Here is a 25,852-nt window from a genome sequence, read left to right as displayed (position 1 = left end):
GTGATGCGGCCTGCGGTGCGCCAGTTCGCCAGCGACCTGTGGTCCCGGCGGCGGGGGCTGGAAGCGGTCGGACGGCCTATGGAGGGCTGGAACTGCAAGCGATCCTTCTGCGCGCCGGACGACGGGGAAGGCGCGCTGGCCCTGTGGTGGGGCAAGGCGGCGCCGGGCGCGGTGCAGATGGACCAGATGTGCCGCAGCGCCGAGGTGGTCAGCGTGCGGGCTATGGTCGTGGCCCTGCCGTCGTCATGCGAGGGGCGGCTGGTGCTGGACGGCGCCGACCATGCGCGCGGCGGCTCGGTAGGGATGAGGCGGGCGGTTGGCGCGCCTTGTGGGCGGCGGAGGTGCGGGGACGACGACCGTGGAGCGAAGGCGGCCTTGATTAGGCGCTCATCCGAATCCCGCTCATCCCGGCGGACGCTGGGATCCAGTCAGAGCCGCACGTGCTGTCGTTGGCCAGAGGAGGCTAGATGACAGGCAAACTTCCAGACGCCCCTGCTTGAAGCCAAAGCATTGGATCCCGGCGTCCGCCGGGATGAGCGGAAATCACAGGGAGGCGCGCCTCAGTGATATCGGCGCAGCAGACCGACCAGCTTGCCTTGGACCTCGACCTGGTCGGGGCCGAAGATGCGGGTCTCATAGGCGCTGTTGGCGGGCTCGAGCGCGATGGACTGGCCCTTCTTGCGCAGGCGCTTCAGCGTGGCTTCCTCGCCTTCGACTAGGGCGACGACGATCTCGCCCGAGGAGGCGTTCTCGACCCGCTTGATGATGACCGTGTCGCCGTCGAGGATGCCGGCCTCGATCATGGAGTCGCCCTCGATCTCGAGCAGGTAGTGCTCGCCCGCGCCCAGCATCGCCTCGGGGACGGGCAGGCGCTCGCGCTCGTGCTGGATGGCGGCGATGGGGGTGCCGGCGGCGATCTTGCCCAGCAGGGGCAGGTCGCGCACGTCGTTGGCGGCCTCGGTGACGGCGGGGCGCGGGTTCAGGCCGCCGCCCTGGATCACGTCAGGCTTGAAGGGCGCGCGGCCCTTGGCTGGAGCGGCGGTCGTCGCCTGTTCCGGCAGCTTCACCACCTCCAGCGCGCGGGCGCGGTGGGCCAGACGGCGGATGAAGCCGCGTTCCTCCAGCGCCGTGATCAGGCGGTGGATGCCCGACTTGGACGCCAGATCCAGCGCCTCCTTCATCTCGTCGAAGGAGGGCGAAACGCCCGTCTCCCGGATGCGCTCATGAATGAACATCAGGAGTTCGTGCTGTTTCTTCGTGAGCATGGCGCAGAATCCAGAACAAGGCGTGAACCGTTGATGATGTTCTGTAAGTGTTCTGGTTAAAAGTCAACTAACGCCACGCTGAACCCCGCGCCCGCCGCATGACGGGCGCGGGAACAGGGTCTTATTGCGTCGGCGTGGCCGGAGCGCCGTCCTTGTAGCGCGCGAACCATTCGATCATGGCGTTCATGCGAGCGGCGTTCTGGGACGGGCGGACGGCCAGGCTGTGGCCGACGCCGGGGATCTTCACCAGGGCCGTGGGTACGCCGCGCAGCTGCAGGGCGGTGTAGTACTGCTCCGACTCGCTGACCGGGGTGCGATAGTCCTCGTCGCCGACGACGACCATGGTCGGGGTCTTGACGTTGCCGACCAGCGACAGCGGCGACCGGCGCCAGTAGGCCTCCGGGTTCTCCCACGGATATTCGCCGAACCAGTAGCGGGCGAAGAAGGCCGGGTTGTCGGCCGTCAGCACGAAGCTGGCCCAGTCGATGACCGGCTTCTGGACGACGGCCGCCTTGAAGCGATCGGTCTTGCCGACGATCCAGCTGGTCAGCACGCCGCCGCCCGAACCGCCGGTGACGAACAGCTTGTTCGGGTCAGCGATCCCCTGAGCGATGACGGCGTCGACGCTGCTGATCAGGTCGTCATAGTCGTTCGACGGATAGTTGTGGTGGATCAGGTTGGCGAACTCATCCCCATAGGAGGTCGAGCCGCGCGGGTTGACTGACAGTACGGCGTATCCGGCGGCGGCGAACAGCTGGTTGTCAGTGGCGAAGTGAGGGCCATAGGCGGCGAAGGGACCGCCGTGGATTTCCAGAACCAGCGGATAACGCTGACCCTCGACATAGTCGGCGGGCAGGGTCAGCCAGCTTTCGACCGCGCGTTGATCGTGGGAGGAGGCGACCTGGATGCGACGCACCTCGCCCAGGCGGCGGGCGCTGAGGAAGTCGGCGTTCAGGCGGGTCAGCTGGGTGCTGCGGCCGCTCTTCAGGACGTGGACGTCGGCCGGGCGGCTGGAATCGCCGCGCGTATAGGCGATGGCGCCGTCGTCGGCCACGGTGAAGCCGCCGCCGGTATAGGGACGGCCGAAATCGTCGCCGGTCAGATCCTCGATCAGGGTGGTGACGACGCCGTCCATCGACACGCGGGCGACCTTGGTGCGGCCCTGATCATCATAGGCGACATAGACCGAGCGGCCGTCGCGGCTCCACACTGGAGACTGGACCGAGCGGTCGAGGCTCTCGGTCAGGGCGCGGCTGTTCGAGCCGTCGGCGTCCATCACATAGAGGCGGGTGTTGTGATAGCCCATCCGCTTGTCGTCATAGCCGAGGTAGGCGATGCGGCGGCCGTCGGGCGAGGCGACGGGCGCATTGTCCGGCCCGGCGCGGCTGGTCAGGGCGGTCAGGCCGCCGGTCTGAACATCCAGGGCGAAGACTTCGCTGTCGGCGGCTTCGCGCTGCCAGTCGGCGCGGCGGTTGGCGCTGAGGTAGAGGGTGCGGGAATCCGCCGACCAGGACAGGCCGCCGCCGTGATGGAAGTCGCCGTGCGTCAGCTGGCGGGCGCCGCCGCCCTGAGATCCGACGACGAAGACGTGGCGGAAGCCGGGCTTCAGATAGCCCTGGCCGTCAGAGCGGTAGGAGACGCTGTCGATGATCTCCAGCGGCGGGGCCCACTGGGCGCCCTCGGGCTTGGCCAGGGGGGAGCCGATCTTGGGCTTGTCGCCGGCGACCAGGACGGAATAGGCCAACTGTTCGCCGTTGGGCGACCAGCTGACGCTGGACGGGGTGTTGGGCAGGTTGGTGACGCGGACGGATTCGCCCGACGCCATCCAGCGCACGAACAACTGCGGCGCGCCGCCCTCGGCGTTGGAGATGTAGGACAGGCGCGTCCCGTCCGGCGACCAGCGCGGTTGGCGATGCGAACCGGCCGAGGTGACCAGGGGCGAATGGCGGCCGGTCTTGACGTCGATCAGCCAGATGGTCGGGCGCATCCGGTCGGTCATGATGTCGGCGGTCTGGCGGACATAGGCGATCTGGCTGCCGTCCGGGCTGATCTGGGCGTCGGAGGCGACCTCCATGCCGAACAGGTCTTGCGCGGTGAACAGACCCCGGTCGGCGGTCGGCAGGCTAGGCGCGCTCGTTGTCTGGACAGCGGTTTGCGCCATCGCGGGCGCATGGGCGCTGAGGATCAGGGCGCAGGCCGCCCAAGCGAATTTGTTCATATGAAACCCCCTCTGGTTTGGAGGGATCATAGAAAGGCTCGGGCTTGCGGCAAGATAGGGAAAGGGCCGCCGGAACGAATCCGGCGGCCCTTTGTGGTTCGCGTTCCGAAGAAAAGTCAGAACTTGAAGCTGGCCCGCAGCAGCAGGGTGTAGCGGACGTAGTCTTCCAGCAGTTCGGCGTCGCCGGTGATCGACAGCAGCCCCAGGTCGTTGCCGACGTTCATGCGGAAGCCGACGATGGGGCCGCCGCCTTCGATGCTGGCGGGATCAAGCACGAAGGAACTACCGCCCGAAGCGAAACGAGCAATCGTCTTGCCTGCATCGACCGAGAAGTTCTGGCGCCAGCCGACGCGAAGCTCTGGACGAATCCAGCCGTCTTTGCCGAAGCCGTAGCCGATGTTCATGGCGGCGACGCCCGAGAAGATGTGGCCGTCGCGTTCGTCGATCTTCAGATCGAAACCGTCGCCGCCGCCGCGTTCGGTGCGGGCGTCCTCGCTCAGCGAGAAGTACTCGACATAGGCTTCGGGACGGATGTTCAGGCGGCCGAAGTGGCGCTCGTACGATGCGCCGCCAGCCGCGGCCAAGGTCAGGCCGTGCCAGTCGGACTCGTTCTTCAGATTGATGCCGTCGGCGACCAGTTTGCGCGTGGCGCTGAAGGAGGCGTAGCCGCCTGCAGCGCGCGCCCAGGTCGTCCAGTACTGGCCTTGGGCGCGCCAGTAGAGGCCCAGTTCCAGCAGGTTGGCCGACAGCACTTCCTCAGCTGCCGATTCCGGGTCTTCCAGGTCGGACGAGGTGAAGGCGGCCGTCAGGCCGAAGGCGCCCATGTTGGTGCCGCGCTCGACGCCGCCCGCCAGGCCGAAGCCTTCCGAACGGAAGCCGTAGGTGTCGGTCTTGTCCTTGTCGGCGTAGAAGTTGATCTCCTGCACCCAGGCGCTGGTTTCACCCGGCGCCGCAGCGGCGTTGCGGCCGGTCAGGGCGCGCGTCACGGCGTCGACGCCGCTGGCCAGCGACAGCAGCGGACCGCCCGAATGCTCGGGCAGCAGTTGCTGGTAGATGTTGAAGAAGCCGTCGCGGTCCGTCTGGTTCAGCATGGCCGCGCGGATCAGCTCATTGTCGGCCAGGCCGGCGTAGAGCACGTCATAGGCGGCGGCCTCGGCCTTGATCATGCCGGCTTCTTCCGCCGTGCGGCGGCGAGCGTCGACGGTCAGCTTGCCGGCGGCGTCATCGACGTTGGCCTTGACCACGAAGGCGTAGGGCGAGTTGGACTGCAGCAGATCCTGATCGATGGCGCCGACGTTCAGGTCGCCCGCCTCGATGATGGTGAAGGACGTCGGATCCTGGATCAGCGAGTTGAAACGAACACCCAGGCCCGCGCCGTCGGCCAGATCGGCTTTGCCGCTGACCTTGAAGCCGCCGGAGGCGTTGTTCGCCGGGTCCAGGGTCACGATCAGATTGCCGTCGGCGCCGACGTTCAGGTTGCTGACGGCGACCTGGCCGGTCTGGCGCGCGTCCAGAGTGCCCTTGGAGATGTCGATGTCCAGTTGGCCGTCGCCGTTGGACAGCTTGCCGGTCACGACGGCGCCGCCGCTGATGGACAGGCGGTCGGCGCCGGTCCCGAAGGAGATGTCGCCGTTCACCGTGCCGTTGCGGATATCCAGCACATCCGCGCCTGAACCCAGGCGGATGTCGCCACGGATGGCGGGCTCATTGATGTCCGGCACGCCGTCCTTGTCAGCGTCGGGCAGCTTGTGATCGGGGATGACCACGCCGTCCTGCACCAGGGTGACGCCCGTGCTGTTGGCGCTGACGTCGACGGCGATGGCCGATCCGGTCTGGGCCACGTCCTTTTCAGGGCTGATGACGGCCTGGATCTTGCCGGTGTTGTTGATCGACGTCAGCGTGCCTGACTCGTCGCGCAAGGCGACGGCGTCGCTCTTGGAGCCGTTTACGCCGGCGGAGAGGGTGCCGGAGTTAGTGAATGAGGTGACGTTGGCGCCCTGGTTGATCAACACGCCCGCGGCCACATTGGCCTCGGCACCCGCTGAAACGCTCTGAATCACGCCGGAGTTGACGATGCCGGGAACTGTCGCGCCCGCGCCGATCAGGACGCCGGTGCTGTCGCCCGTGTTCGCCGTAACGGTGATCGTGCCTTGGTTGTTCAGCCCGCCGGCCAAGCTGACCGAATGACCCGTGCCGCCGATTTGAACGGCAGTGGCGTCGATGTTCTTGTAAACGCCGGCGGCCTCGATGGCGCCGCGGTTGATGAAGGCATAGGCGTTGTCGCCGGTTCCGACGGCGCCGAGGCTGATGTCCTTGTCGGCCGATCCGACCAATACCGCCGGCGCGCCGCCGAACGTGCGGATGGCGGCCGTCGTTTCTTGAGCGTCGGGAATGCCGTCGCCGTCGCGGTCGTCGTCCTCGCGGTTTTTCTTGCCGTCGCCGTCGTCGTCCTCGTCGCCGTTCTTGACGCCGTCGCCGTCGTCGTCGCCCTCGATTCCGCCAGCCCCATAAGACGGCCCGGTGTCGAATAGCACGCCCTTGGCGACATCGCCCGCGATGCGAACGGCCGGGCCGCCCTGCAGCAGGTCATCAGCGTCGAGGTTTTCGAGATAGGTCACGCCCTCGCGAGGTTCGCCCGTCGTGGGCTTGCTCGGCGGGGCCGTGGTGTAGCGATAGCCGGTGCTGGTGACGGCGCCTTGAATCTTGACGGCGCCGTCGACCGCGCCGTCGACGGCGACGCCGACCGCGTTCTCACCGACGGCGGTCACGCTGCCCAAGAGGGTGACGTCGCCGGTGACATCGCCCGTCGTATGGATGCCGTAGGTGTCATTGCCGATGACGCTGATCTGGCCCTGGCTGTAGAGGTTGCCGGTGAGCGGCGCCTCGACGGTCAGGCCTGACGAATTGTTGCCTTCGACCTTGATCGAACCGGACGATTCGATGCGGATGTTTCCGACCAGCGGGGTCGAGCCTGTGACGCGGACCCCATGACGGTTCGTGCCGTCGGCGTACGGGCCGTCCAGGTCGCCGTCCTTGTCGTCGTCCTTATACTCCTCAATGGAGTCGGTGATGTTGATGGCGCCGCCGATGGTGACGTCGCCGGTGTTGCCGCCGTTGACCAGGACGCCCGTGGCGCCGTCCGCGGCCTTGAGCATGTCGATCTTGGATCCAGCGTCCAGCTTGACGTCATGGCTGGAATTCAGCGTCACGGCGGCGCCGGAAGTCACGGTGATCGAGCCGCCGTTGGCGAGCCGCACATCATCGGGCGCGCCGTTGTTGGCGGTCGCGGTGCTGATGGGCGTCGTCCGCCCGGTAGAGATGACCTGTTCGGCCTGAACGCCGGAAGCGACCAGCAGGGGAGCGATCGCAACAGCGCTCGCGAGCAAGATACGCATTCGTAAGAAACCCCTCGTGGTCGCACGCGCAAGGATTGAAGGCGACCCTCCTATCAGGGTCCACGCCCGCACGCCCCAAGTTTCTCGAATTTGAGGCGAATGCAAGACCGGCCGTAGGGAGATCAACCTGAACGGCAGATGAAAAGCGTCGGCTTGCGACCGGATTGCGACGGCCTCTTGAGCGCAACGGTTGCAAGCGGTAGGGGGCCGAAAAGCACGGTGAAGATTAACCGGGCCCGTCGCATCCAAAGCCGGAGCTTTAGCGTTAGCGTGAAGAACGAGAAGCAGAAGGTCCACCGGATGAGCGCGAGCCATGTCGACGTCCAAGAGAGCGAGCTGAGGCTGTTCCCCGGCCTGGACGAAGAGGTGGCCGACACCTTGCGGGCGCTGAAGACCGCCGCCGCTGATTCTCGTCCTCGCCTGGTCGACACCACCATGCTGTTCGCGCCGCGCTCCGGCGGTGTGAAGCGTTATTTGCTGTCGAAGAAGACGTGGCTGGAGGCCAATCGGCCGGGCGTGGCGCACAATCTGGTCGTGCCGGGCGCGGGGTATAAGGCGGAGCCGGACGGCCTCGTCCGTCTTCATGCGCCCAAGCTGCCGTTCGGCGATGGCTATCGTTGGCCCAGTTCGGTGCGGCGCTGGGGCGCCTGGGTGTCGTCGCTCAACCCCACGCTGATCGAGGCGGGCGATCCCTATACGCCGGGACAGGGCGCGCTGGAGGCGGGCCAGAGGGTCGGCTGCCCGGTCGTCGGTTTCTGCCACTCGGACCCGGCGGCGCTGGCGGCGCTGCATTTCGGCGAATGGGCCAAGAAGCCGGTCGAGAAACGCTGGGCCAAGCTGTTTTCTCAATTTGATCGCGTGGTCTCGCCCAGCCGTTTCATCGCTCAGCGTCTGGAAGAGGCGGGCGTGGGCGACATCGTGATTCGCCCGCTCGGCGTCGAGGTGGACACCTTCCACCCGGATCGCCGGGATCGCGACTGGTTGCTGAAGAGGCTGGGTCTGGCCGCCGACGCCCGCCTGCTGTGCTTCGCCGGGCGCCCGGCCAAGGAGAAGAACGTCGGCGTCCTGATCGACGCGGTGCAGCGCCTGGGCGCGCCCTATCATCTGGTTCTGGTCGGCGCGGGCGCGGGGATGCCGCCCGAGGATCGGGTCATCTCCCTGCCGTATGAGAAGGATCCGCGCGCCGTGGCCCGCATCATCGCCAGCTGCGACGCCTTCGTGCACGCCAACGACAAGGAGCCGTTCGGCCTGATCGTGCTGGAGGCCATGGCCTGCGGCCGGGCTGTGGTGGGCGTCAACGCGGGCGGCGTGGCCGAGACGGTGGACGAGAGCGTGGGTCAGTTGGCCGCTTCGGCCGATCCGGTCGACTACGCCGAGGCGATCGAGGCCCTGTTCGCGCGCGACGTGGAGGCTCTGGGTAAGGCGGCGCGGGTCAAGGCGGTTGAGCAGTTCGCCTGGAGCCGCGTGTTCGAGGATCTGACCATGCTTTACGGCGAACTGACCGGGAAGGCCGAGTTCGTCACGCCGCAAGAGCAGCTGCCTATCAACTAGACGTCCGTCGTTGCCGCCCTCGGGCTTGTCCCGAGGGCCTACGACTGGCCACGGCCAAGCAGGCGTGCGGAAGCAACGCCTGTGCTTGATCTCGATTTTCAGAAGAGAGGGAAGGGCGGTGCGCCACTCCCTCAGATCCCTGAGAGGAGTGGCGCGAGTGACGGGGCTCGAACCCGCGACCTCCGGCGTGACAGGCCGGCACTCTAACCAACTGAGCTACACCCGCGTTCCCATCCGAAGCGACTGTGCGCCCCGGCGAGGGGCGTCGTTTAGGCGGGGCCGCGTCGCACGTCAAGCGACGCGGCTGTGGATAAATCAAATCATCGCGCAGACGGCGTAGCAGCGGCCTGCGGCGGGGCCACGGGACCGGCGATTCCGCCGTCCGCAGGCAACTGCGACGCCGTCGCGGGCGGCGGCGGTTCGTAATGCACGCCCACGCCCGGCCCCAGCGGCAGGTCCAGCGCCACCCAGGTCGCCACCATGATCAGACCGGCGACCAGGAAGGCTCCGGCGTAGGGCAGCATGGTCGCCATTAGCGAGCCCAGGCCGAACCTGGGATCCCAGCGCTGCGCGAAGGTCAGGATCAGCGGGAAGTAGCTCATCAGCGGCGTGGCGATGTTGGTGACGGAATCACCCATGCGATAGGCGGCGGTCGTCATCTCGGGGCTGATTCCCAGCAGCATGAACATGGGCACGACGATGGGCGCCAGGGCCGACCACTTGGCCGAGGCCGAGCCGATGAACAGGTCGAAGACGCAGGACACCAGCACCACCACGATCAGCAGCAGGGGCGTCGGCAGGGCCAGTTCGCGCAAGGAGGCGGCGGCGTTGACCGCCAGGATGGGGCCCAGGCCGGACCAGTTGAACATGGCGACGAAGTGGGCGGCGAAGAAGGCCAGGACGATGTAGGGGGCCAGTTGGCTGATCCCCTCGCGCATCATGCGGACCAGATCGTGGTGAGTCTTGATCGAGCCTGAGCCCGCGCCGAAGGCTGCGCCCGCCATGAAGAAGGTCAGAGCGAAGAAGGCGACCAGAGAGCGGTACAGGGGATTGAAGCGCTGTTCCGGCTCGGCGTCGGCGTCGACGAAGGGAGAGCCGGGCAGGAAGGTCACGACCGTCCAGACAGCGATCATGGCCAGGATGGTCAGGCCCGCCCAGGCCAGGCCGCGTTTTTCGGCAGCGGTGAGGGGCGTCTTCTCTTCGGCGGCGACCGGGGCGGCGTTGTGCGGAATCCAGGCCCCCAGGCGCGGCTCGATCACCCGGTCGGTCAGGAACCAGACGATGGGGGTGAAGACGATCACCACCCCGACGATGAAGAACCAGTTGCCCGCGATGCTGACGGCGTAGGACGGATCGATCAGATGGGCGGCGGGCTCGGTGATGCCCAGGATCAGGGCGTCGCTGGCGCCGGGGAACAGATTGCCCGCATAGCCGCCGGAGACAGCGGCGAAGCCGGCGGCCAAGCCAGCCAGAGGGTGGCGGCCCGCAGCGGCGAAGATCACGGCCGCCAGCGGAATCACCACGACATAGGAGGCGTCCGAGGCGTGATGGGACACCATGCCCGTCACCACCACGATGGGCGTCAGGATGAAGCGCGGCGCGTTCAGCAGGGCGCCGCGGATGGCGGTTGAGAACAGGCCCGTGCGTTCGGCCACCGATGCGCCGTAGATGATGGTGATGACGATCCCCAGCGGCGGGAAGTCGGCCAGGGTGCGCGGCATGCCGATGAACAGCCGCTCCAGATTGGCCGGAGAGAGAAGGCTCTGCGCCTGCAGCACCTCGCCCGTCACCGGGTTGACCGCCGACCAGCCCAGGCCTGCGCCGACCAGGCTGAGCGCCACCAGGCCGAGGATCAGCCATAGGAATAAGAAGACGGGATCTGGCAGCCGATTGCCGATGCGTTCGATCGAGTTCAGCAGGCGGGCGGCCAGGTTCATACGCAAGCTCTCGGCTATGTTGAAATGCGACGGCGTATTTCGCGGATCAGCGGCATAAGAGGCAATCGCGTGGGCTGCGGCAAATCGCCCAAAAAACTGCGAACCGTTCGCAATAAAAAACCTTTGCCGACATGGGTTTGAACCCTGGCGAGGTTGGGTCTAAGAAGCCCCGAATCCGCCCCCTACCTCCCGGCGGGCGAGGCAGCTCGAATGAACGCATTTCTTCTAGAATACCTCCCGATCGTCGTTTTCCTGGGCATCGCCATCGTGCTCGGCGTCGGCTTCATGCTGGCGGCCTGGGCGCTGGCCCCCAAGAACCCCGATACCGAGAAGCTCTCGGCTTATGAGTGCGGCTTCAACGCCTTTGACGACGCGCGCATGAAGTTCGACGTGCGCTTCTATCTGGTGTCGATCCTCTTCATCATCTTCGACCTGGAAATCGCCTTCCTGTTCCCTTGGGCGGTGTCGATGTTCGACCTGTCGCACGGCAGCATGGTCTTCGCCTTCTGGTCGATGATGGTCTTCCTGGGCGTCCTTACGGTCGGCTTCATCTACGAATGGAAGAAGGGAGCCCTGGAATGGCAGTGATCGCCCCCTCTAGCCCGCTGGTCCCCGCCGGTTCCGCCGCGCGTTCGACCGTCGAGGGCTATGACCCCAAGATCCACGACAAGTTCTTCGAGTCGGTGAATACCGAACTGGGCGAACGTGGCTTCCTGACGACCTCGCTGGACGACGTCATCACCTGGGCCCGCACGGGTTCGCTGATGTGGATGTCGTTCGGCCTGGCCTGCTGCGCCGTTGAGATGATTCACCTGTCGATGCCGCGCTTCGACCTGGAACGCTTCGGCACCGCGCCGCGTGGTTCGCCGCGCCAGTCGGACCTGATGATCGTCGCAGGCACCCTGACCAACAAGATGGCTCCGGCCCTGCGCAAGGTCTACGACCAGATGCCGGACCCGCGCTACGTCATCTCGATGGGCTCGTGCGCCAACGGCGGCGGCTATTACCACTACAGCTACAGCGTCGTGCGCGGCTGCGATCGCGTGGTGCCGGTGGACGTTTACGTTCCGGGCTGCCCGCCGACCGCCGAGGCTCTGCTGTACGGCATCCTGCAACTGCAGAAGAAGATCCGCCGCACGGGGACCATCGAGCGATGAGCGAACTGGTGCGCGTCGCGGAGCGCGAATCCGCCCTTACGCCCCTGGGCACGGAAATGGTCGCGGCGCTCGGCGTCGAGGCTGTGGTGGCCTATGGCGAACTGACGCTGATCGCCCCGCGCGAGAAGATCGTCGAGGTCATGACGGCCCTGCGCGATCAGTTCGGCTTCCAGCAGTGCATGGATGTCTGCGGCGCCGACTATCCCGACCGCGCCGAGCGGTTCGAGGTCGTCTATCACCTGCTGTCGCTGACGCGCGCCGCGCGCGTTCGCGTCAAGGTGTCGACCAACGAAGTGGACCCGGTCCCCAGCGTGTCGTCGGTCTATCCGTCGGCCGGCTGGTTCGAGCGTGAAGCCTTCGACATGTACGGCATGATCTTCTCGGATCACCCGGACATGCGCCGCATCCTGACCGACTACGGTTTCCAGGGGCACCCGCTGCGCAAGGACTTCCCGATGACGGGCTACGTCGAGGTGCGCTACGACGAAGTGCAGAAGCGCGTGGTCTATGAGCCGGTGAAACTGACTCAAGAGTTCCGCAACTTCGACTTCCTGTCTCCGTGGGAAGGCGCCGATTATCCGACTGTCCTGCCGGGCGATGAAAAGGCGGGAGCGCAGTAATGGCCGACGTCAAGAACATGCCCGCGCCGCTCGGCGCGGCCATCGACCCGTTCGAGGACTATGAAGACGGCCTGACCCCGCACGCGCGGGCGATGGACGACCGCAAGTTCACCATCAACTTCGGCCCGCAGCACCCGGCCGCGCACGGCGTGCTACGCCTGGTGTTGGAGCTGGACGGCGAGCTGGTGACCCGCGTCGATCCGCACATCGGCCTGCTGCACCGCGGCACCGAGAAGCTGATGGAGGCGCGCACCTACCTCCAGAACATCCCCTACCTGGACCGGCTGGACTACGTCTCGCCGATGAACCAGGAGCACGCCTTCTGCCTGGCTATCGAACGCCTGCTGGGTCTGGACGTGCCGTATCGCGGCCAACTGATCCGGGTGCTGTACTCGGAGATGGGCCGGATTCTGAACCACCTTCTGAACGCGACCATGCAGGCCATGGACGTGGGCGCCCTGACCCCGCCGCTGTGGGGCCACGAAGAGCGCGAGAAGCTGATGGTCTTCTATGAGCGGGCTTGCGGCGCGCGCCTGCACGCCAACTATTTCCGTCCGGGCGGCGTCCACCAGGATCTGACGCCCGAGCTGATCGACGACATCGGCCGCTGGTGCGCCGAGTTCCCGGCCAAGCTGGCGGACATCGAAAGCCTGGTCACCGAGAACCGCATCTTCAAGCAGCGGAACGTCGACATCGGCGTGGTGTCCAAGGAAAACGCCATGGCCTGGGGTTTCTCGGGCGTCATGCTGCGCGGCTCGGACATCGCCTGGGATCTGCGCAAGGCCCAGCCGTACGACTGCTACGCCGACATGGAGTTCGACATCGTCGTCGGCAAGAACGGCGACTGCTGGGACCGCTACCTGGTCCGCGTCGAAGAGATGCGTCAGTCGATCCGCATCATGGAGCAGTGCATCCACAAGTTGCGCAACTGCCCCGGCGAGCCGGTCCTGACCGAGGACCACAAGATCGCCCCGCCGCGTCGCGGTGAGATGAAGCGCTCGATGGAAGCGCTGATCCACCACTTCAAGCTCTACACCGAAGGCTTCCGCACCCCGGAAGGCGAGGTCTATGCGGCCGTCGAGGCGCCCAAGGGCGAGTTCGGCGTCTATCTGGTGTCGGACGGCACCAACAAACCCTACCGCGTCAAGCTGTCGGCGCCCGGCTTCCGTCACCTGCAGGCGATGGACTGGATGAACCGCGGCCACATGCTGGCGGACGTGTCCGCCATCCTCGGCTCGCTCGACATGGTGTTCGGAGAAGTGGACCGATGAGCGTGCGTCGTCTCGCCAAGGAACAGCCGGCGTCTTTCGAGTTCTCGAAGGACACCATGGCCAAGGCCGAGTGGTGGATCAAAAAGTACCCGGAATCGCGTCGCCAGTCGGCGGTGATCCCGGTCCTGTGGCTGGTCCAGAAACAGGAAGGCTGGGTGTCCGAACCCTCGCTGCGCGCCGTCGGCGAGCTGCTGGGCATGGCCTATATCCGGGTGCTGGAGGTCGCGACCTTCTACACCATGTTCCAGCTGACGCCGGTCGGCACGGCGGCTCTGATCCAGGTGTGCGGCACGACGCAGTGCATGCTGCGCGGCTCTAACGATCTGATGCGCGTCTGCCGCGAGAAGATCGGTCCCAAGGACGAGCTGTCCGCCGACGGCCGCTTCACCTGGCAGGAAATCGAGTGCATCGGCGCCTGCTCGAACGCGCCGGTGGCCCAGATCAACGACCTCTACTACGAAGACCTGACGCCTGAGAACATGGCCCAGATCATCGACGACTTCGCTGCCGGCAAGACGCCGAAGGCGGGCAGCTATGTCGGCCGTCACACGTCGGAGCCTGAAGGCGGCGCGCGGACGCTGACTGATCCGTCGCTGTACGACGGCTCGGCCGCCAAGAAGATCAAGAAGCTGCCGAACTCGGAGCCCGTCGCTGAAAAGGCTCCGGCCTGATGGCGCGGCCGGACCTCGAAACAGATACGGGCAGGGCGGCCTATCGGGCCGAGCTGCGTCGCGTCGGCTGGCGTCCGCGCTGGGCGGGGCTGGCCTGTATCGTGGTCGCGGCCGCTCTGGTTTTGTTCGCACGTGAAGGCCGTTTCGGCCTGACTGACAACGCGGTGATGGCGGCCTATGGCCTGTTGGCCGTTGGATGGGTGCTGGTGATCTACGCCGTCTTCCAGCGCACCCGCCACCACAAGCGCCGCATGGCGGAAGGACTTTAAGGGATCATGGTCGGCATCCTCCAAGACAAGGATCGGATCTTCACCAACCTCTATGGTCTCCAGGACTGGGGCCTTGAGGGGGCGAAGCAGCGCGGCGCGTGGAACGCCACCAAGGACATGCTGGACCTTGGCCGCGACTGGATCATCACCAACGTCAAGAACTCGGGCCTGCGCGGACGCGGCGGCGCCGGTTTCTCGACCGGCCTGAAGTGGTCCTTCATGCCCAAGGAAGTGAAGGATCGCCCTCACTACCTGGTCATCAACGCCGACGAATCCGAGCCCGCGACCTGCAAGGACCGCGAGATCATGCGTCATGATCCGCAACTGCTGATCGAAGGCGCGATGATCGCCTCCTTCGCGATGCAGGCCCACGCTTGCTACATCTACCTGCGCGGCGAATACATCCTTGAGCGTGAGCGCATGGAAGCCGCCGTCAAGCAGGCCTATGAGGCCAAGCTGATCGGCAAGAACAACGTCCACGGCTGGGACTTCGACGTCTATATCCACCACGGCGCCGGCGCCTATATCTGCGGCGAAGAGACGGCCCTGCTGGAATCTTTGGAAGGCAAGAAGGGCCAGCCGCGCCTGAAGCCGCCGTTCCCGGCCGGCGCAGGTCTGTACGGCTGCCCGACGACCGTGAACAACGTGGAATCGATCGCCGTGGTCGGCACTATCCTGCGCCGTGGCGCGGACTGGTTCGCCAGCTTCGGTCGCCCGAACAACACCGGCACCAAGCTGATGTCGCTGTCGGGTCACGTGAACACGCCCTGCGTGGTCGAAGAGGCCATGTCGATCCCGCTGCGCCAGTTGATCGAGGATCACGGCGGCGGCGTGCGCGGCGGCTGGGGCAATCTGAAAGCCATCATTCCGGGCGGCGCGTCCTGCCCGGTCATCACGCGCGAGCAGGCCGAAACCGTGCTGATGGACTTCGACTCCATGCGCGAAATGCGCTCGTCGCTGGGTACGGCGGGCGTGACCGTCATGGACGAGTCCACCGACATCGTTAAGGCGATCGCCCGCATCAGCTACTTCTTCAAGCACGAGAGCTGCGGCCAGTGCACGCCGTGCCGTGAAGGCACCGGCTGGATGTGGCGCGTGCTGGAACGCATGGCCATCGGCGACGCCGACCCGTCCGAAATCGACCTGCTGCTCGACGTGGCCAGCCAGGTTGAAGGCCACACCATCTGCGCTCTCGGCGACGCCGCCGCCTGGCCCGTTCAGGGCCTGATCCGGCACTTCCGTCACGAGATCGAAGAGCGCATCCACACCTACCGCAGCCGCCGCGCGAACTTCGCCGGCCACGCGATCGCGGCGGAGTAATCGTAATGCCTATCGCCAAGGTCAACGGCGTTGAAGTCGAGTTCGAACCGGGCATGACCGTGCTGCAGGTCGCCGAGCGCGCCGGGCAGGAAATCCCGCGGTTCTGCTACCACGAGCGCCTGTCCATCGCCGGCAACTGCCGCATGTGCCTGGTCGAGGTGAAGCCTGGACCGCCGAAGCCGCAGGCTTCGTGCGCGCTTCCGGCCGCCGACGGCCAGGAAATCTTCACCGACACGCCGATGGTGAAGAAGGCCCGCGAAGGGGTGATGGAGTTCCTGCTCATCAACCACCCGCTGGACTGCCCGATCTGCGACCAGGGCGGCGAGTGCGACCTGCAGGATCAGGCTGTCGGCTACGGCCGTGACGGTTCGCGCTACGGCGAGAACAAGCGCGCGGTTGAAGAAAAGAACATGGGCCCGACGGTCAAGACATTCATGACGCGGTGCATCCAGTGCACCCGTTGCGTTCGCTTCATCACCGAAGTGGCGGGCGTCCCGGACATCGGCATGATCTCGCGCGGCGAAAGCGCCGAGATCACGACCTATTTGGAAAAGAATATCGACAGCGAACTGTCGGGCAACGTCAACGACCTGTGCCCGGTGGGCGCCCTGACGCACCGCCCTTGGCAGTATCACTACCGCCCGTGGGAGCTGAAGAAGACCGAGACCATCGACGTGATGGACGCGCTCGGCTCCAACATCCGCGCCGACTCGCGCGGCGCCGAGGTCATGCGCGTGCTGCCGCGCGTGAACGAGGGCATCAACGAAGAGTGGCTGTCGGACAAGAGCCGCTACGCCGTCGACGGCCTTCAGGCGCGTCGTCTGGACCGTCCGTGGGTTCGCGAAAACGGCAAGCTGCGCGCTGCGTCGTGGGACGAGGCGCTGAGCGCCGTCGCCGCGAAGATCAAGGCCGCCTCGGCTGACCGCATCGGCGCCATCGCAGGCGACCTGCAGGACGCCGAGTCGATGAAGGCGACGCTGGACCTGTTCCGCGCGTTGGGTTCGGCCAATACGGACTGCCGTCAGGACGGCTCCGCGCTGGGCGGCGAGGCTCGCGAGGGCTGGCTGTTTAACTCTGGCCTGCAAGGCATTGAAAACGCTGACGCCATCCTGATCGTCGGCGCCAATCCGCGCACGGAAGCGCCGCTGCTGAACGCGCGCATCCGCAAGACCTGGCTGAAGGGCGGCGTCGAAGTCGGCGTCATCGGCCCGCAAGCTGACCTGACCTATGACTACGCCTGGCTGGGCGCCGGCTCGAAGACTCTGGGCAAGCTGCCCAAGGCCGCCACCGATTTCCTGACCAAGGCTGAACGCCCGGCGATCATCGTCGGCGCGGGCGCCCTGACCGGCGAGACCGGCCCGGCCGTGTTGAACGCCCTGGGCGCGCTGGCCAAGAAGGTCGGCGTCGTCAAGGACGGCTGGAACGGCTTCAACGTCCTGCACAGCGCCGCCGCGCGCGTCGGCGGCCTGGACATGGGCTTCCTGCCGGGCGAGGGCGGTCTGGATGTGGCCGCCATGCTGAAGCCGGGCGCGCTGGACGTTCTGTTCCTGCTGGGCGCCGATGAGGTGAACGCAGACGCATCGGGCGCCTTCCGCGTCTATCTGGGTTCGCACGGCGATCGCGGCGCGCACGGCGCGGACGTGATCCTGCCGGGCGCGGCCTACACCGAGAAGTCGGGCCTGTACGTCAACACCGAGGGCCGGGTGCAGATGGCCGAGCGCGTGGTCTTCCCGAAGGGCGAGGCCAAGGACGACTGGGCCGTCATCCGCGCCCTGTCCGAGCGCGTCGGCCACAAGCTGCCGTTCGATACGCTGGAGCAACTGCGCGCCAAGCTGATGAGCGATCATCCGACCTTCGGCCGCATCGACTACCTGGCTCCGGCTGCGACGTTCGACGTCGCCAAGCTGGGCGCCAAGGGAGACCTGGGCGACGTCGCCTTCGTCTCCGTCATCGCCGATCCCTACCTGACCAACCCGATCGCGCGCGCCAGTGAAACCATGGCCCAACTGTCCGCTGAGCGGACGGCGCCGGTCGCCCTGGCGGCGGAGTAAATCATGGACGCTGCGACTTCATTCTGGACCACGCCGCTCGGTTGGACCCTCGCCACGGTCGGCGGGATCCTGCTGGTGGTGGTCGGTATCCTGATCTCCCTGGCCTTCCTGCTGCTGGCCGACCGCAAGATCTGGGCGGGCGTTCAGCTGCGCAAGGGTCCGAACGTGGTCGGTCCCTTCGGCCTGCTGCAATCCTTCGCCGACTTCTTCAAGTTCGTGCTGAAGGAGATCGTCATCCCGGCCGGGTCGGACAAGGTGGTCTTCATCCTGGCTCCGCTGATCAGCTTCGTACTGGCCTTCGTGGCGTGGGCGGCGATCCCGTTCGCACCGGGTTGGGTGGTCGCGGACCTGAACGTCGGCATTCTGTATATTCTGGCGATCAGTTCGCTGGGCGTTTACGGCATCATCATGGGCGGCTGGGCTTCGAACTCGAAGTATCCGTTCCTGGGCGCCCTGCGTTCGGCGGCGCAGATGGTGTCGTATGAAGTCTCGATGGGCCTCATCATCATCAACGTCGTCCTGCTGGCCGGGACGATGAACCTGACCGAGATCGTGACCCAGCAACAGGGTTGGATCTGGAACTGGAACGCCTTTGGCGGCGGCCTTGAGACCCTGCCGACGATCATCGTCATGCTGCCCATGACCATCGTCTTCTTCATCTCGGCCCTGGCCGAGACCAACCGCCCGCCTTTCGACCTTCCCGAAGCGGAGTCGGAGTTGGTGGCCGGTTATCAGGTCGAATATTCCTCGACCCCGTACCTGCTGTTCATGATCGGCGAGTACGCCAACATCGTCTTCATGTGCGCCATGATCACCCTGCTGTTCTGCGGCGGGTGGAATCCGGGCTTCCCGACCGACTTCCTGAACAGCGTCCCGGCCTTCGTCGCCAACCTGTTCTACCTGCTGGTCTTCATCACCAAGGTCGTCTTCTGGTTCTTCATGATCGCCTTGGTGAAGGCCTTCGTGCCGCGTTACCGCTATGACCAACTGATGCGTCTGGGCTGGAAGATCTTCCTGCCGGCCTCGCTGGTCGCCGTGGTCTTCGTGGCGGCGTGGCGCGTCTTCGCGGTGGGCGGCTGATGGGCGGTTACGCCACATTCCTGATCGCGCTGGCGCTCGCCGCCGGCCTGTCGGCCTGCACCTACAAGCCGATGGATCCGGCTGCGCCCGAGACCGCGTCTGCGCGTCTTGAGCGGCTGGACCGGGAGCGGGGCGAGGAGGCGGACAAGCGCGCCCATTGCCAACGTCTGTCGCGGGACGACCCGCGCTTCGACAGGGACGGTTGCGAACGCCGGATCGGCGGATGAAGACGAAAGCCGCAGCCCTGATGTTCGCCCTGGCCGCGCCCATGCTGGCGTCGGCCTGCGCGCCCTATGAGGCCGACCCGGTGTCGGTCTATCAGTGGGAGCGCAAGGTGCAGGAAATCGAACGGCGCGAGGCGGAACGCCAGCGCCTTTGCCAGACCCTCGACAAGGAAAGCGCACGCTATCAACGCGACTGCGCCGGAGTGAAATCGTAATGCTGACCCGTATCGTTCAGGCGGCCAAGGGCGCGATGCTGACCGACGTGTTCGGCGCCGTCGGCCTGTCGATGAAGTACATGATGAAGCCGAAGGCGACGGTGAACTATCCGTTCGAGCGCAACCCGCAGTCGCCGCGCTTCCGTGGCGAGCACGCGCTGCGTCGCTATCCGAACGGCGAAGAACGCTGCATCGCCTGCAAGCTGTGCGAGGCCATCTGCCCCGCCCAGGCCATCACCATCGAGGCCGAGCCGCGCGCTGACGGCAGCCGTCGCACGACGCGCTACGACATCGACATGGTCAAATGCATCTACTGCGGCCTGTGCCAGGAGGCCTGCCCGGTGGACGCCATCGTCGAGGGACCGAACAGCGAGTTCGCCACCGAGACCCGCGAAGAACTGCTCTATGACAAGGCGCGTCTGCTGGACAACGGCGACCGTTGGGAGCGTCTGATCGCGAAGAATCTGGAACTCGACGCTCCGTATCGCTAAACGGAGCGGCGATTCCGCCACGCTGACCCTGACCTTCGGGCCGGGGCCGATTTTGGAAGGGTCCGGGATTTCTGTCCGGGCCATTGGTTTTGAAGAGGGGCGTCGTCCCGCACATGTTGCAAGGCCTGGCCTTCTATCTTCTGGCGACGGTCGCCGTGGTTTCCGCCCTTCTGGTGGTGACCGCGCGCAATCCCGTGCACTCCGTTCTCTGGCTGATCCTGACCTTCTTCTCGGCAGCCGGTCTGTTCGTTCTGCTGAGCGCCGAGTTCCTGGCGATGCTGCTGGTCGTCGTCTACGTCGGCGCCGTGGCGGTGCTGTTCCTGTTCGTCGTCATGATGCTGGACGTCGACTTCGTGAAGCTGCGCGAAGGATACGCGCGCTACCTGCCGCTGGCGGGCATCGTGGCGGGCGTGCTGCTGGCCGAGATGATCATGGTGTCGATCACCGTCGTTCAGGGCGGAGCCGCCAGGGACGCGACCTCGCCGGTTCCGGCCGGGCCTGACGTCACCAACATCGAGACGATCGGCCGCGTGCTCTATACGGACTACGTCTACTTCTTCCAGGCGGCGGGCGTGGTCCTGCTGATCGCCATGATCGGCGCCATTGTCCTGACCCTGCGTCACCGTCCGGGCGTGCATCGTCAGGATCTGGCGGCCCAGGCCAACCGCGAGCGCGCCAAGGCCGTCGAGATCAAGTCCGTGACCACGGGCCAGGGCGTCACCCCCGAGGAGCTTCTGTAATGGATATCTCGCTCCAGCATTATCTGGCGGTCGCCGCCATGCTGTTCACCATCGGCGTCTTCGGCATCTTCGTGAACCGCAAGAACGTCATCATTATCCTGATGTCGGTCGAGATGATCCTGCTCGCGGTGAACATTAACTTCGTGGCCTTCTCCACGCACCTGAACGATGTGTCGGGTCAGCTGATGGCCATGTTCGTGCTGACGGTCGCCGCGGCCGAGGCCGCTGTCGGCCTGGCCATTCTCGTGACCTTCTTCCGTAACCGCGGCGACATCGCGGTCGACGACGCCTCCGTGATGAAGGGCTGATCGGAACCGTGACTATCCAGACTCTCGTCACTCTCGGCGTCTTCGCCCCCTTGCTGGGGGCCATGATCGCCGGCTTCTTTGGTCGCCGGATCGGCGACGTCGCCTCGCAAGCCGTCACTACGGGCCTGCTGTTCTTCTCGTGCGCGGTTTCCTGGATCGTGTTCAGCCAGTGGACCTGGGGCGGGCTGGAAGCCTTCACCGTACACCTGGCGCCGTTCGTCCACGTCGGCGAGTTCCAGTCGAACTGGTCGATCCGCGTCGACGCCATGTCGGCCACCATGCTGATCGTGGTGACGTCGGTGTCCTCGCTGGTTCACCTCTATTCCTGGGGCTACATGAAGGAGGACGACAGCCGTCCTCGCTTCTTCGCCTATCTGTCGCTGTTCACCTTCATGATGCTGGCGCTGGTGACGGCCGCCGACTTCCTGCAGATGTTCTTCGGCTGGGAAGGCGTGGGCCTGGCGTCGTATCTGCTGATCGGTTTCTGGTTCAAGAAGCCCTCGGCCACCGCCGCCTCGATCAAGGCCTTCGTGGTCAACCGCGTCGGCGACTTCGGCTTCCTGCTCGGCATGATGACCGTGTTCTGGATGTTCGGCACGATCGAGTTCGCCAAGCTGTTCCCGCTGATCGCGGGCAAGGCCGGGACGGGCTGGGAATTCCTTGGCCACACCTGGTCGGCGCTGGATCTGGCCGGTCTGCTGCTGTTCATCGGCGCGATGGGCAAGTCGGCGCAGTTCTTCCTGCACACCTGGTTGCCGGACGCGATGGAAGGCCCGACGCCTGTGTCGGCCCTGATCCACGCGGCCACCATGGTCACCGCGGGCGTCTACATGGTCTGCCTGCTGTCGCCGCTGTATGAGCACGCGCCCGTCGCGTCGCAGTTCATCGCCATCATCGGCGGCGTCACGGCCATCTTCGCCGCGACCGTCGGCATGATGCAGAACGACATCAAGCGGGTGATCGCCTATTCGACCTGTTCGCAGCTGGGCTACATGTTCTTCGCTGCGGGCGTCGGCGCTTATCAACCCGCCATGTTCCACCTGTTCACGCACGCCTTCTTCAAGGCTCTGCTGTTCCTGGGCGCCGGCTCGGTGATCCACGGCATGCACCACGAGCAGGACATGCGGAAGATGGGCGGCCTGTGGAAGCTGCTGCCCGTCACCTATGCGACCATGATGATCGGCACCATCGCCATCACCGGCCTGGGCATGCCCGGCGTCGGCGGCTTCGCCGGCTTCTACTCCAAGGACTCCATCCTCGAGAGCGCCTATGCGGCGGCGACGACCGGCCACTCGGCTGCGGGCATGTTCGCCTTCGTCATCGGCATCTCGGCGGCCCTGCTGACGGCCTACTATTCGTGGCGCCTGATCTTCATGACCTTCCACAATAAGCCTGTGTGGAAGGAAGAGGAGGGCGCCCATCATGCGGACGTCCACGCTCCTGACGATCATCATGCCCATGACGATCATGCGCACGACGACCACCATGGTCCGCTGAAGCCGCACGAAAGCCCGTGGGTCATGGTGCTGCCGCTGCTGCTGTTGTCGGTCGGCGCGGTGGCTGCGGGCATGATCTTCGCCCCGCACTTCATCGGTCACCATGAGGCTGAGTTCTGGCGCGGCGCCATCTTCGTCGGGGCTGAAAACCACGTCCTGCATGAAAGCCACAACGTCCCGACCTGGGTGAAGTGGGCGCCGCTGATCGTGACGCTGCTGGGCACGGCCATCGCCTTCTGGCTGTACGTCGTGAAGGAAGGCGCGGCCAAGGAGATGGCCGACCGCAAGGGCCCGCTGTGGACCTTCCTCTACAACAAGTGGTTCTTCGATGAGCTGTATGACGCCACCTTCGTGAAGGGGACCAAGGCGATCGGCGACTTCTTCTGGAAGATCGGCGACGTGAAGATCATCGACGGTCTGGGCCCGAACGGCGCGGCCTGGGCTTCGCTGAAGTCGGGCGGTTGGTTGTCCCGGTTCCAGTCCGGTTTCGTCTACTTCTATGCATTCGTGATGCTGATCGGCGTGGCTGTGTTCCTTGCCTTCGCCATCTTCACGTGGGGAGCCTGAGCCTCGTGCCTCACATTCTGAGCATCGTCACCTTCCTGCCGCTTCTCGGCGTGGCCGCGATCCTGGTCGCGCGCCTGCTGAACAAGGGCGGTCAGGACGCCGCGGCCCCGGCCGCCCGCTGGATCGCCCTGATCACCACCATGGTGGTGCTGGCCGTGTCCGTCCTGCTGGTCGCGCAGTTCGATCCGTCGAACCCGGCCTATCAGTTCGTCGAGAACTACGCCTGGTTCGCGGGCGCCAGCTATCACCTGGGCGTTGACGGGATCTCGATCCTGTTCGTCCTGCTGACGGCCTTCTTGCTGCCGATCTGCATCGTGGCCAGCTGGAAGTCGATCCAGACGCGCGTCGTCGAATACATGATCGCCTTCCTGATCCTGGAAACCATGGTCATCGGCGTGTTCACCTCGCTGGACCTGTTCCTCTTCTACATCTTCTTCGAAGGCACCCTGGTGCCGATGTATCTGATCATCGGCATCTGGGGCGGCGCCAACCGCATCTACGCGGCGTACAAGTTCTTCCTGTACACCCTGCTGGGCTCGGTCCTGATGCTGCTGGCCATGCTGTGGATGGCCCATGAGACGGGCACCACCAGCATTCCGGAGTTGAAGCAGTACGCCTTCGACCCGGCGGTGCAGCCCCTGTTGTGGTTGGCCTTCTTCGCCTCCTTCGCGGTGAAGATGCCGATGTGGCCGGTGCACACCTGGCTGCCCGACGCCCACGTTCAGGCGCCGACGGCCGGTTCCGTCATCCTGGCCGGCATCCTGCTGAAGCTGGGCGGCTACGGCTTCATCCTGTTCAACATTCCGATGTTCCCGCAGGCGTCGCAGATGTTCACGCCTCTGGTGCTGACGCTGTCGGTGATCGCCATCGTCTACACCTCGCTGGTCGCCTTCCGTCAGACGGACATCAAGAAGCTGATCGCCTATTCGTCGGTCGCCCACATGGGCTTCGTGACCATGGGCATCTTCGCGGGCAACGACACCGGCATCCAGGGCGCGGTCTTCCAGATGCTGAGCCACGGCCTGATCTCGGGCGCGCTCTTCCTCTGCGTCGGCGTGGTCTATGACCGGATGCACACCCGTGAGATCGCCTTCTACGGCGGCCTGACGGCGCGGATGCCCTGGTATGCGGCCATCTTCCTGATGTTCACCATGGCCAACGTCGGTCTGCCGGGCACCTCGGGCTTCATCGGCGAAGTGCTGACGATGACGGGCGCCTATCAGGTTTCGACCTGGGCGGCCCTGATTGCGGCCTCGGGCGTGATCTTCTCGGCGGTCTATGCGCTGACGCTGTTCCGCAACGTCATGTACGGCCCGATCACCAATCCGGCGCTGGAAAGCATCACCGACATCGACAAGCGCGAACTGCTGATCTTCGTGCCCCTGATCGTCGGCACCATCTGGCTGGGCCTCTATCCCAACGCCGTTCTCGACTACACCGGGCCGACTGTTGAAGCCCTGACCAGCGCCTATCGCGCCGCGATCGGCGGGTGAGACCATAATGCCTGATCTGTCCTCCGCTCTCCAACTCGCCGCCCCGGAGCTGACCCTTGCGGTCGGCGGGCTGGTGCTGCTCATGCTCGGCGCCTTCGCCGGCGAGAAGTCGACGCGCCTGGTCTCGGGCCTGTCGGTGCTGCTGCTGTTGGCGGCGACGGCGCTGGCTGTCGTCGGCCCGCTGGGCTCCGCCTTCAACGGGGCCTATGTGGCCGATCCGCTGGCCGTTTTCGGCAAGGCGGTGATTTTCCTGTCCGCCGCCGTGGCCGTGGTGCTGGGCGACGGCTGGATGCATCGCAACAACATCGCCAAGTTCGAGTATCCGATCCTGATCGTGCTGGCCTCGGTCGGCATGGGCATGATGGCGTCGTCGGGCGATCTGATCTCGCTCTACATCGGCATCGAGATGCACTCGCTGGCCCTCTATGTCCTGGCCGCCTATCGCCGCGACGATCTGAAGGCCTCGGAAGCGGGTCTGAAGTATTTCGTTCTGGGCGCCCTGTCGTCGGGTCTGCTGCTCTACGGCGCCAGCCTGATCTACGGTTTTGCCGGTTCGATGCGGTTCGAGGACATCGCCGCATTCGCCACCGCCAACCCCGGTCCGGGCCTGATCTTCGGCCTGGTCTTCCTGATCTGCGGTCTGGCGTTCAAGGTTTCGGCCGCGCCGTTCCACATGTGGACGCCGGACGTCTATGAAGGCGCCCCGACGCCGGTCGTGGCCCTGTTCTCGACCGCGCCCAAGGTGGCGGCCATGGTGCTGATCATCCGCGTGTTGATCGAAGGCTTCGGCCTGGCCCATGCGCAGTGGGCCCAGGTGCTGATCCTGATCTCGCTGATCAGCTTCGCCGTTGGCGCCTTCGGCGGCCTGATGCAGAAGGACATCCAGCGCCTGCTGGCCTATTCGTCCATCATCAACATCGGCTACGCCCTGCTGGGCGTGGCGGCGGGCACCCAGGTCGGCGTTCAGGCGACCCTGATGTTCATGACCCTGTATGTCGTGGATCAGATCGGCTTCTTCGCTATTCTGTTGTCGCTGAGCCGCAATGGTCGTCCGATCCGCAAGATCGCCGATCTGGCCGGTCTTAAGAAGGACCGCCCGGTGACGGCCGTCGCCCTGACGATCCTGTCGCTGTCTGCCGTCGGTATTCCGCCGATGTCGGGTTTCTGGGGCAAGTTCTACGTCTTCGGCGCCGCCGCAGACGCCGGTTACTGGATGGCGGGCGCGGCGGGCCTGGTGGCCTCGGTCGTCGCGGCCTTCTACTACCTGCGCATCATCAAGGTGATTTGGTTCGACACGCCGGAATTCGACGTGACGACGGACAAGGCGCCGGCCGGCGCGCAATGGATCGGCTGGGCGGCTGCGGCCTTCAGCTTCCCCGTGCTGCTGATCGCCCTGACCTGGCTGGAGCCGCTGACGCGCGCGGCTGCTGCGGGCGTCGGGATCGGATAAGGGGCCTTGGCGGCTCCGGTCCTGATCCTCGAAGAGACCGACTCCACCAACGCCGAGGCGCGA

General features: G+C 65.6%; 22 protein-coding genes, 1 tRNA gene and 1 pseudogene. 19 read left to right on the top strand and 5 right to left on the bottom strand.

Translation table 11 applies throughout. The features are described from left to right. Window positions 1-471, top strand: a pseudogene (locus RT567_RS03330) (hypothetical protein); the annotation flags it as partial. Between the two features lie 89 nt (window positions 472-560). Here the strand turns inward: RT567_RS03330 and lexA are convergent. From lexA to RT567_RS03315, 3 genes are all read right to left on the bottom strand, one after another. Next, window positions 561-1,265 carry a transcriptional repressor LexA gene (lexA, locus tag RT567_RS03325; RefSeq protein ID WP_313574265.1) on the bottom strand — a complete coding sequence of 235 codons (705 nt, stop codon included), beginning with the start codon at window positions 1,263-1,265 and terminating at the stop codon, window positions 561-563. A 121-nt stretch (window positions 1,266-1,386) separates the two neighbouring features. After that, window positions 1,387-3,483 carry a S9 family peptidase gene (locus RT567_RS03320; RefSeq protein WP_313574263.1) on the bottom strand — a complete coding sequence of 699 codons (2,097 nt, stop codon included), beginning with the start codon at window positions 3,481-3,483 and terminating at the stop codon, window positions 1,387-1,389. A gap of 116 nt (window positions 3,484-3,599) precedes the next feature. Beyond that, window positions 3,600-6,878: an autotransporter outer membrane beta-barrel domain-containing protein gene (locus RT567_RS03315; RefSeq protein WP_313574261.1), complete on the bottom strand. Its 3,279-nt coding sequence runs from the start codon at window positions 6,876-6,878 to the stop codon at window positions 3,600-3,602. Between the two features lie 300 nt (window positions 6,879-7,178). Between RT567_RS03315 and RT567_RS03310 the strand changes: the two genes are divergently transcribed. Then, window positions 7,179-8,429 (top strand): glycosyltransferase, encoded by a 1,251-nt coding sequence (locus RT567_RS03310; RefSeq protein WP_313574269.1) that lies wholly within the window; start codon window positions 7,179-7,181, stop codon window positions 8,427-8,429. Between the two features lie 149 nt (window positions 8,430-8,578). Here the strand turns inward: RT567_RS03310 and RT567_RS03305 are convergent. Both RT567_RS03305 and RT567_RS03300 read right to left on the bottom strand, forming a co-directional pair. Next, window positions 8,579-8,655 (bottom strand) — tRNA-Asp (locus RT567_RS03305). A 94-nt stretch (window positions 8,656-8,749) separates the two neighbouring features. Further along, window positions 8,750-10,366, bottom strand: a complete 1,617-nt coding sequence (locus RT567_RS03300; protein WP_313574259.1) for an AbgT family transporter — start codon at window positions 10,364-10,366, stop codon at window positions 8,750-8,752. Between the two features lie 210 nt (window positions 10,367-10,576). Between RT567_RS03300 and RT567_RS03295 the strand changes: the two genes are divergently transcribed. From RT567_RS03295 to nuoN, 17 genes are all read left to right on the top strand, one after another. Beyond that, window positions 10,577-10,954, top strand: a complete 378-nt coding sequence (locus RT567_RS03295) for an NADH-quinone oxidoreductase subunit A (RefSeq protein ID WP_313574257.1) — start codon at window positions 10,577-10,579, stop codon at window positions 10,952-10,954. Next, window positions 10,924-11,523 carry a NuoB/complex I 20 kDa subunit family protein gene (locus RT567_RS03290; RefSeq protein ID WP_087141646.1) on the top strand — a complete coding sequence of 200 codons (600 nt, stop codon included), beginning with the start codon at window positions 10,924-10,926 and terminating at the stop codon, window positions 11,521-11,523. Before RT567_RS03295 ends, RT567_RS03290 begins: the two co-directional genes overlap by 31 nt. After that, on the top strand, window positions 11,520-12,143 hold the full coding sequence (locus RT567_RS03285; RefSeq protein ID WP_313574255.1) for an NADH-quinone oxidoreductase subunit C: 624 nt from the start codon (window positions 11,520-11,522) through the stop codon (window positions 12,141-12,143). Before RT567_RS03290 ends, RT567_RS03285 begins: the two co-directional genes overlap by 4 nt. 17 nt (window positions 12,144-12,160) lie before the next feature. Beyond that, window positions 12,161-13,414, top strand: coding sequence for an NADH-quinone oxidoreductase subunit D (locus RT567_RS03280; RefSeq protein WP_409514766.1), 1,254 nt, complete (start codon window positions 12,161-12,163; stop codon window positions 13,412-13,414). After that, on the top strand, window positions 13,411-14,085 hold the full coding sequence (gene nuoE / locus RT567_RS03275) for an NADH-quinone oxidoreductase subunit NuoE (protein WP_313574254.1): 675 nt from the start codon (window positions 13,411-13,413) through the stop codon (window positions 14,083-14,085). The genes RT567_RS03280 and nuoE overlap by 4 nt, the downstream gene beginning before the upstream one ends. Further along, window positions 14,085-14,354, top strand: coding sequence for a hypothetical protein (locus RT567_RS03270; RefSeq protein ID WP_313574252.1), 270 nt, complete (start codon window positions 14,085-14,087; stop codon window positions 14,352-14,354). The genes nuoE and RT567_RS03270 overlap by 1 nt, the downstream gene beginning before the upstream one ends. Before the next feature lie 6 nt (window positions 14,355-14,360). After that, window positions 14,361-15,674 (top strand): NADH-quinone oxidoreductase subunit NuoF, encoded by a 1,314-nt coding sequence (gene nuoF, locus RT567_RS03265; protein WP_313574250.1) that lies wholly within the window; start codon window positions 14,361-14,363, stop codon window positions 15,672-15,674. 5 nt (window positions 15,675-15,679) lie between these two features. Further along, entirely contained in the window at window positions 15,680-17,725 is a 2,046-nt protein-coding gene (gene nuoG, locus RT567_RS03260; protein ID WP_313574248.1) for an NADH-quinone oxidoreductase subunit NuoG, read from the top strand. 3 nt (window positions 17,726-17,728) lie between these two features. Next, window positions 17,729-18,805 (top strand): NADH-quinone oxidoreductase subunit NuoH, encoded by a 1,077-nt coding sequence (gene nuoH, locus RT567_RS03255; RefSeq protein ID WP_313574247.1) that lies wholly within the window; start codon window positions 17,729-17,731, stop codon window positions 18,803-18,805. Further along, entirely contained in the window at window positions 18,805-19,032 is a 228-nt protein-coding gene (locus tag RT567_RS03250; protein ID WP_313574245.1) for a hypothetical protein, read from the top strand. Before nuoH ends, RT567_RS03250 begins: the two co-directional genes overlap by 1 nt. Continuing rightward, a complete protein-coding gene (locus RT567_RS03245) occupies window positions 19,029-19,244 on the top strand; it encodes a hypothetical protein (RefSeq protein WP_087141638.1) in 216 nt (71 codons plus the stop codon). Before RT567_RS03250 ends, RT567_RS03245 begins: the two co-directional genes overlap by 4 nt. Beyond that, on the top strand, window positions 19,244-19,735 hold the full coding sequence (gene nuoI / locus RT567_RS03240; RefSeq protein ID WP_040345161.1) for an NADH-quinone oxidoreductase subunit NuoI: 492 nt from the start codon (window positions 19,244-19,246) through the stop codon (window positions 19,733-19,735). Before RT567_RS03245 ends, nuoI begins: the two co-directional genes overlap by 1 nt. Before the next feature lie 113 nt (window positions 19,736-19,848). Next, window positions 19,849-20,475 carry an NADH-quinone oxidoreductase subunit J gene (locus tag RT567_RS03235; protein WP_040345165.1) on the top strand — a complete coding sequence of 209 codons (627 nt, stop codon included), beginning with the start codon at window positions 19,849-19,851 and terminating at the stop codon, window positions 20,473-20,475. Further along, window positions 20,475-20,783: an NADH-quinone oxidoreductase subunit NuoK gene (gene nuoK, locus RT567_RS03230; protein ID WP_003164596.1), complete on the top strand. Its 309-nt coding sequence runs from the start codon at window positions 20,475-20,477 to the stop codon at window positions 20,781-20,783. The genes RT567_RS03235 and nuoK overlap by 1 nt, the downstream gene beginning before the upstream one ends. A gap of 14 nt (window positions 20,784-20,797) precedes the next feature. Beyond that, window positions 20,798-22,846 (top strand): NADH-quinone oxidoreductase subunit L, encoded by a 2,049-nt coding sequence (gene nuoL / locus RT567_RS03225; RefSeq protein ID WP_313574267.1) that lies wholly within the window; start codon window positions 20,798-20,800, stop codon window positions 22,844-22,846. Window positions 22,847-22,851: 5 nt separating this feature from the next. Further along, window positions 22,852-24,339, top strand: coding sequence for an NADH-quinone oxidoreductase subunit M (locus RT567_RS03220; RefSeq protein ID WP_313574241.1), 1,488 nt, complete (start codon window positions 22,852-22,854; stop codon window positions 24,337-24,339). Between the two features lie 7 nt (window positions 24,340-24,346). Continuing rightward, window positions 24,347-25,789, top strand: a complete 1,443-nt coding sequence (gene nuoN / locus RT567_RS03215; RefSeq protein ID WP_313574239.1) for an NADH-quinone oxidoreductase subunit NuoN — start codon at window positions 24,347-24,349, stop codon at window positions 25,787-25,789. Window positions 25,790-25,852 lie beyond the last annotated feature (63 nt).

The organism is Brevundimonas sp. (genome assembly GCF_032107865.1).
In the GTDB taxonomy this organism is placed as follows: Bacteria; Pseudomonadota; Alphaproteobacteria; order Caulobacterales; family Caulobacteraceae; genus Brevundimonas.
Note: the sequence above shows the minus strand (reverse complement) of the source record. Positions and strands in the feature narration are given on the sequence as shown.

Excerpts from the sequence above, each read along its gene's own strand:
- lexA (WP_313574265.1), bottom strand. The coding sequence starts at position 1,265 with ATGCTCACGAAGAAACAGCACGAACTCCTGATGTTCATTCATGAGCGC.
- RT567_RS03320 (WP_313574263.1), bottom strand. The coding sequence starts at position 3,483 with ATGAACAAATTCGCTTGGGCGGCCTGCGCCCTGATCCTCAGCGCCCAT.
- RT567_RS03315 (WP_313574261.1), bottom strand. The coding sequence starts at position 6,878 with ATGCGTATCTTGCTCGCGAGCGCTGTTGCGATCGCTCCCCTGCTGGTC.
- RT567_RS03310 (WP_313574269.1), top strand. The coding sequence starts at position 7,179 with ATGAGCGCGAGCCATGTCGACGTCCAAGAGAGCGAGCTGAGGCTGTTC.
- RT567_RS03300 (WP_313574259.1), bottom strand. The coding sequence starts at position 10,366 with ATGAACCTGGCCGCCCGCCTGCTGAACTCGATCGAACGCATCGGCAAT.
- RT567_RS03295 (WP_313574257.1), top strand. The coding sequence starts at position 10,577 with ATGAACGCATTTCTTCTAGAATACCTCCCGATCGTCGTTTTCCTGGGC.
- RT567_RS03290 (WP_087141646.1), top strand. The coding sequence starts at position 10,924 with ATGGAAGAAGGGAGCCCTGGAATGGCAGTGATCGCCCCCTCTAGCCCG.
- RT567_RS03285 (WP_313574255.1), top strand. The coding sequence starts at position 11,520 with ATGAGCGAACTGGTGCGCGTCGCGGAGCGCGAATCCGCCCTTACGCCC.
- RT567_RS03280 (WP_409514766.1), top strand. The coding sequence starts at position 12,161 with ATGCCCGCGCCGCTCGGCGCGGCCATCGACCCGTTCGAGGACTATGAA.
- nuoE (WP_313574254.1), top strand. The coding sequence starts at position 13,411 with ATGAGCGTGCGTCGTCTCGCCAAGGAACAGCCGGCGTCTTTCGAGTTC.
- RT567_RS03270 (WP_313574252.1), top strand. The coding sequence starts at position 14,085 with ATGGCGCGGCCGGACCTCGAAACAGATACGGGCAGGGCGGCCTATCGG.
- nuoF (WP_313574250.1), top strand. The coding sequence starts at position 14,361 with ATGGTCGGCATCCTCCAAGACAAGGATCGGATCTTCACCAACCTCTAT.
- nuoG (WP_313574248.1), top strand. The coding sequence starts at position 15,680 with ATGCCTATCGCCAAGGTCAACGGCGTTGAAGTCGAGTTCGAACCGGGC.
- nuoH (WP_313574247.1), top strand. The coding sequence starts at position 17,729 with ATGGACGCTGCGACTTCATTCTGGACCACGCCGCTCGGTTGGACCCTC.
- RT567_RS03250 (WP_313574245.1), top strand. The coding sequence starts at position 18,805 with ATGGGCGGTTACGCCACATTCCTGATCGCGCTGGCGCTCGCCGCCGGC.
- RT567_RS03245 (WP_087141638.1), top strand. The coding sequence starts at position 19,029 with ATGAAGACGAAAGCCGCAGCCCTGATGTTCGCCCTGGCCGCGCCCATG.
- nuoI (WP_040345161.1), top strand. The coding sequence starts at position 19,244 with ATGCTGACCCGTATCGTTCAGGCGGCCAAGGGCGCGATGCTGACCGAC.
- RT567_RS03235 (WP_040345165.1), top strand. The coding sequence starts at position 19,849 with ATGTTGCAAGGCCTGGCCTTCTATCTTCTGGCGACGGTCGCCGTGGTT.
- nuoK (WP_003164596.1), top strand. The coding sequence starts at position 20,475 with ATGGATATCTCGCTCCAGCATTATCTGGCGGTCGCCGCCATGCTGTTC.
- nuoN (WP_313574239.1), top strand. The coding sequence starts at position 24,347 with ATGCCTGATCTGTCCTCCGCTCTCCAACTCGCCGCCCCGGAGCTGACC.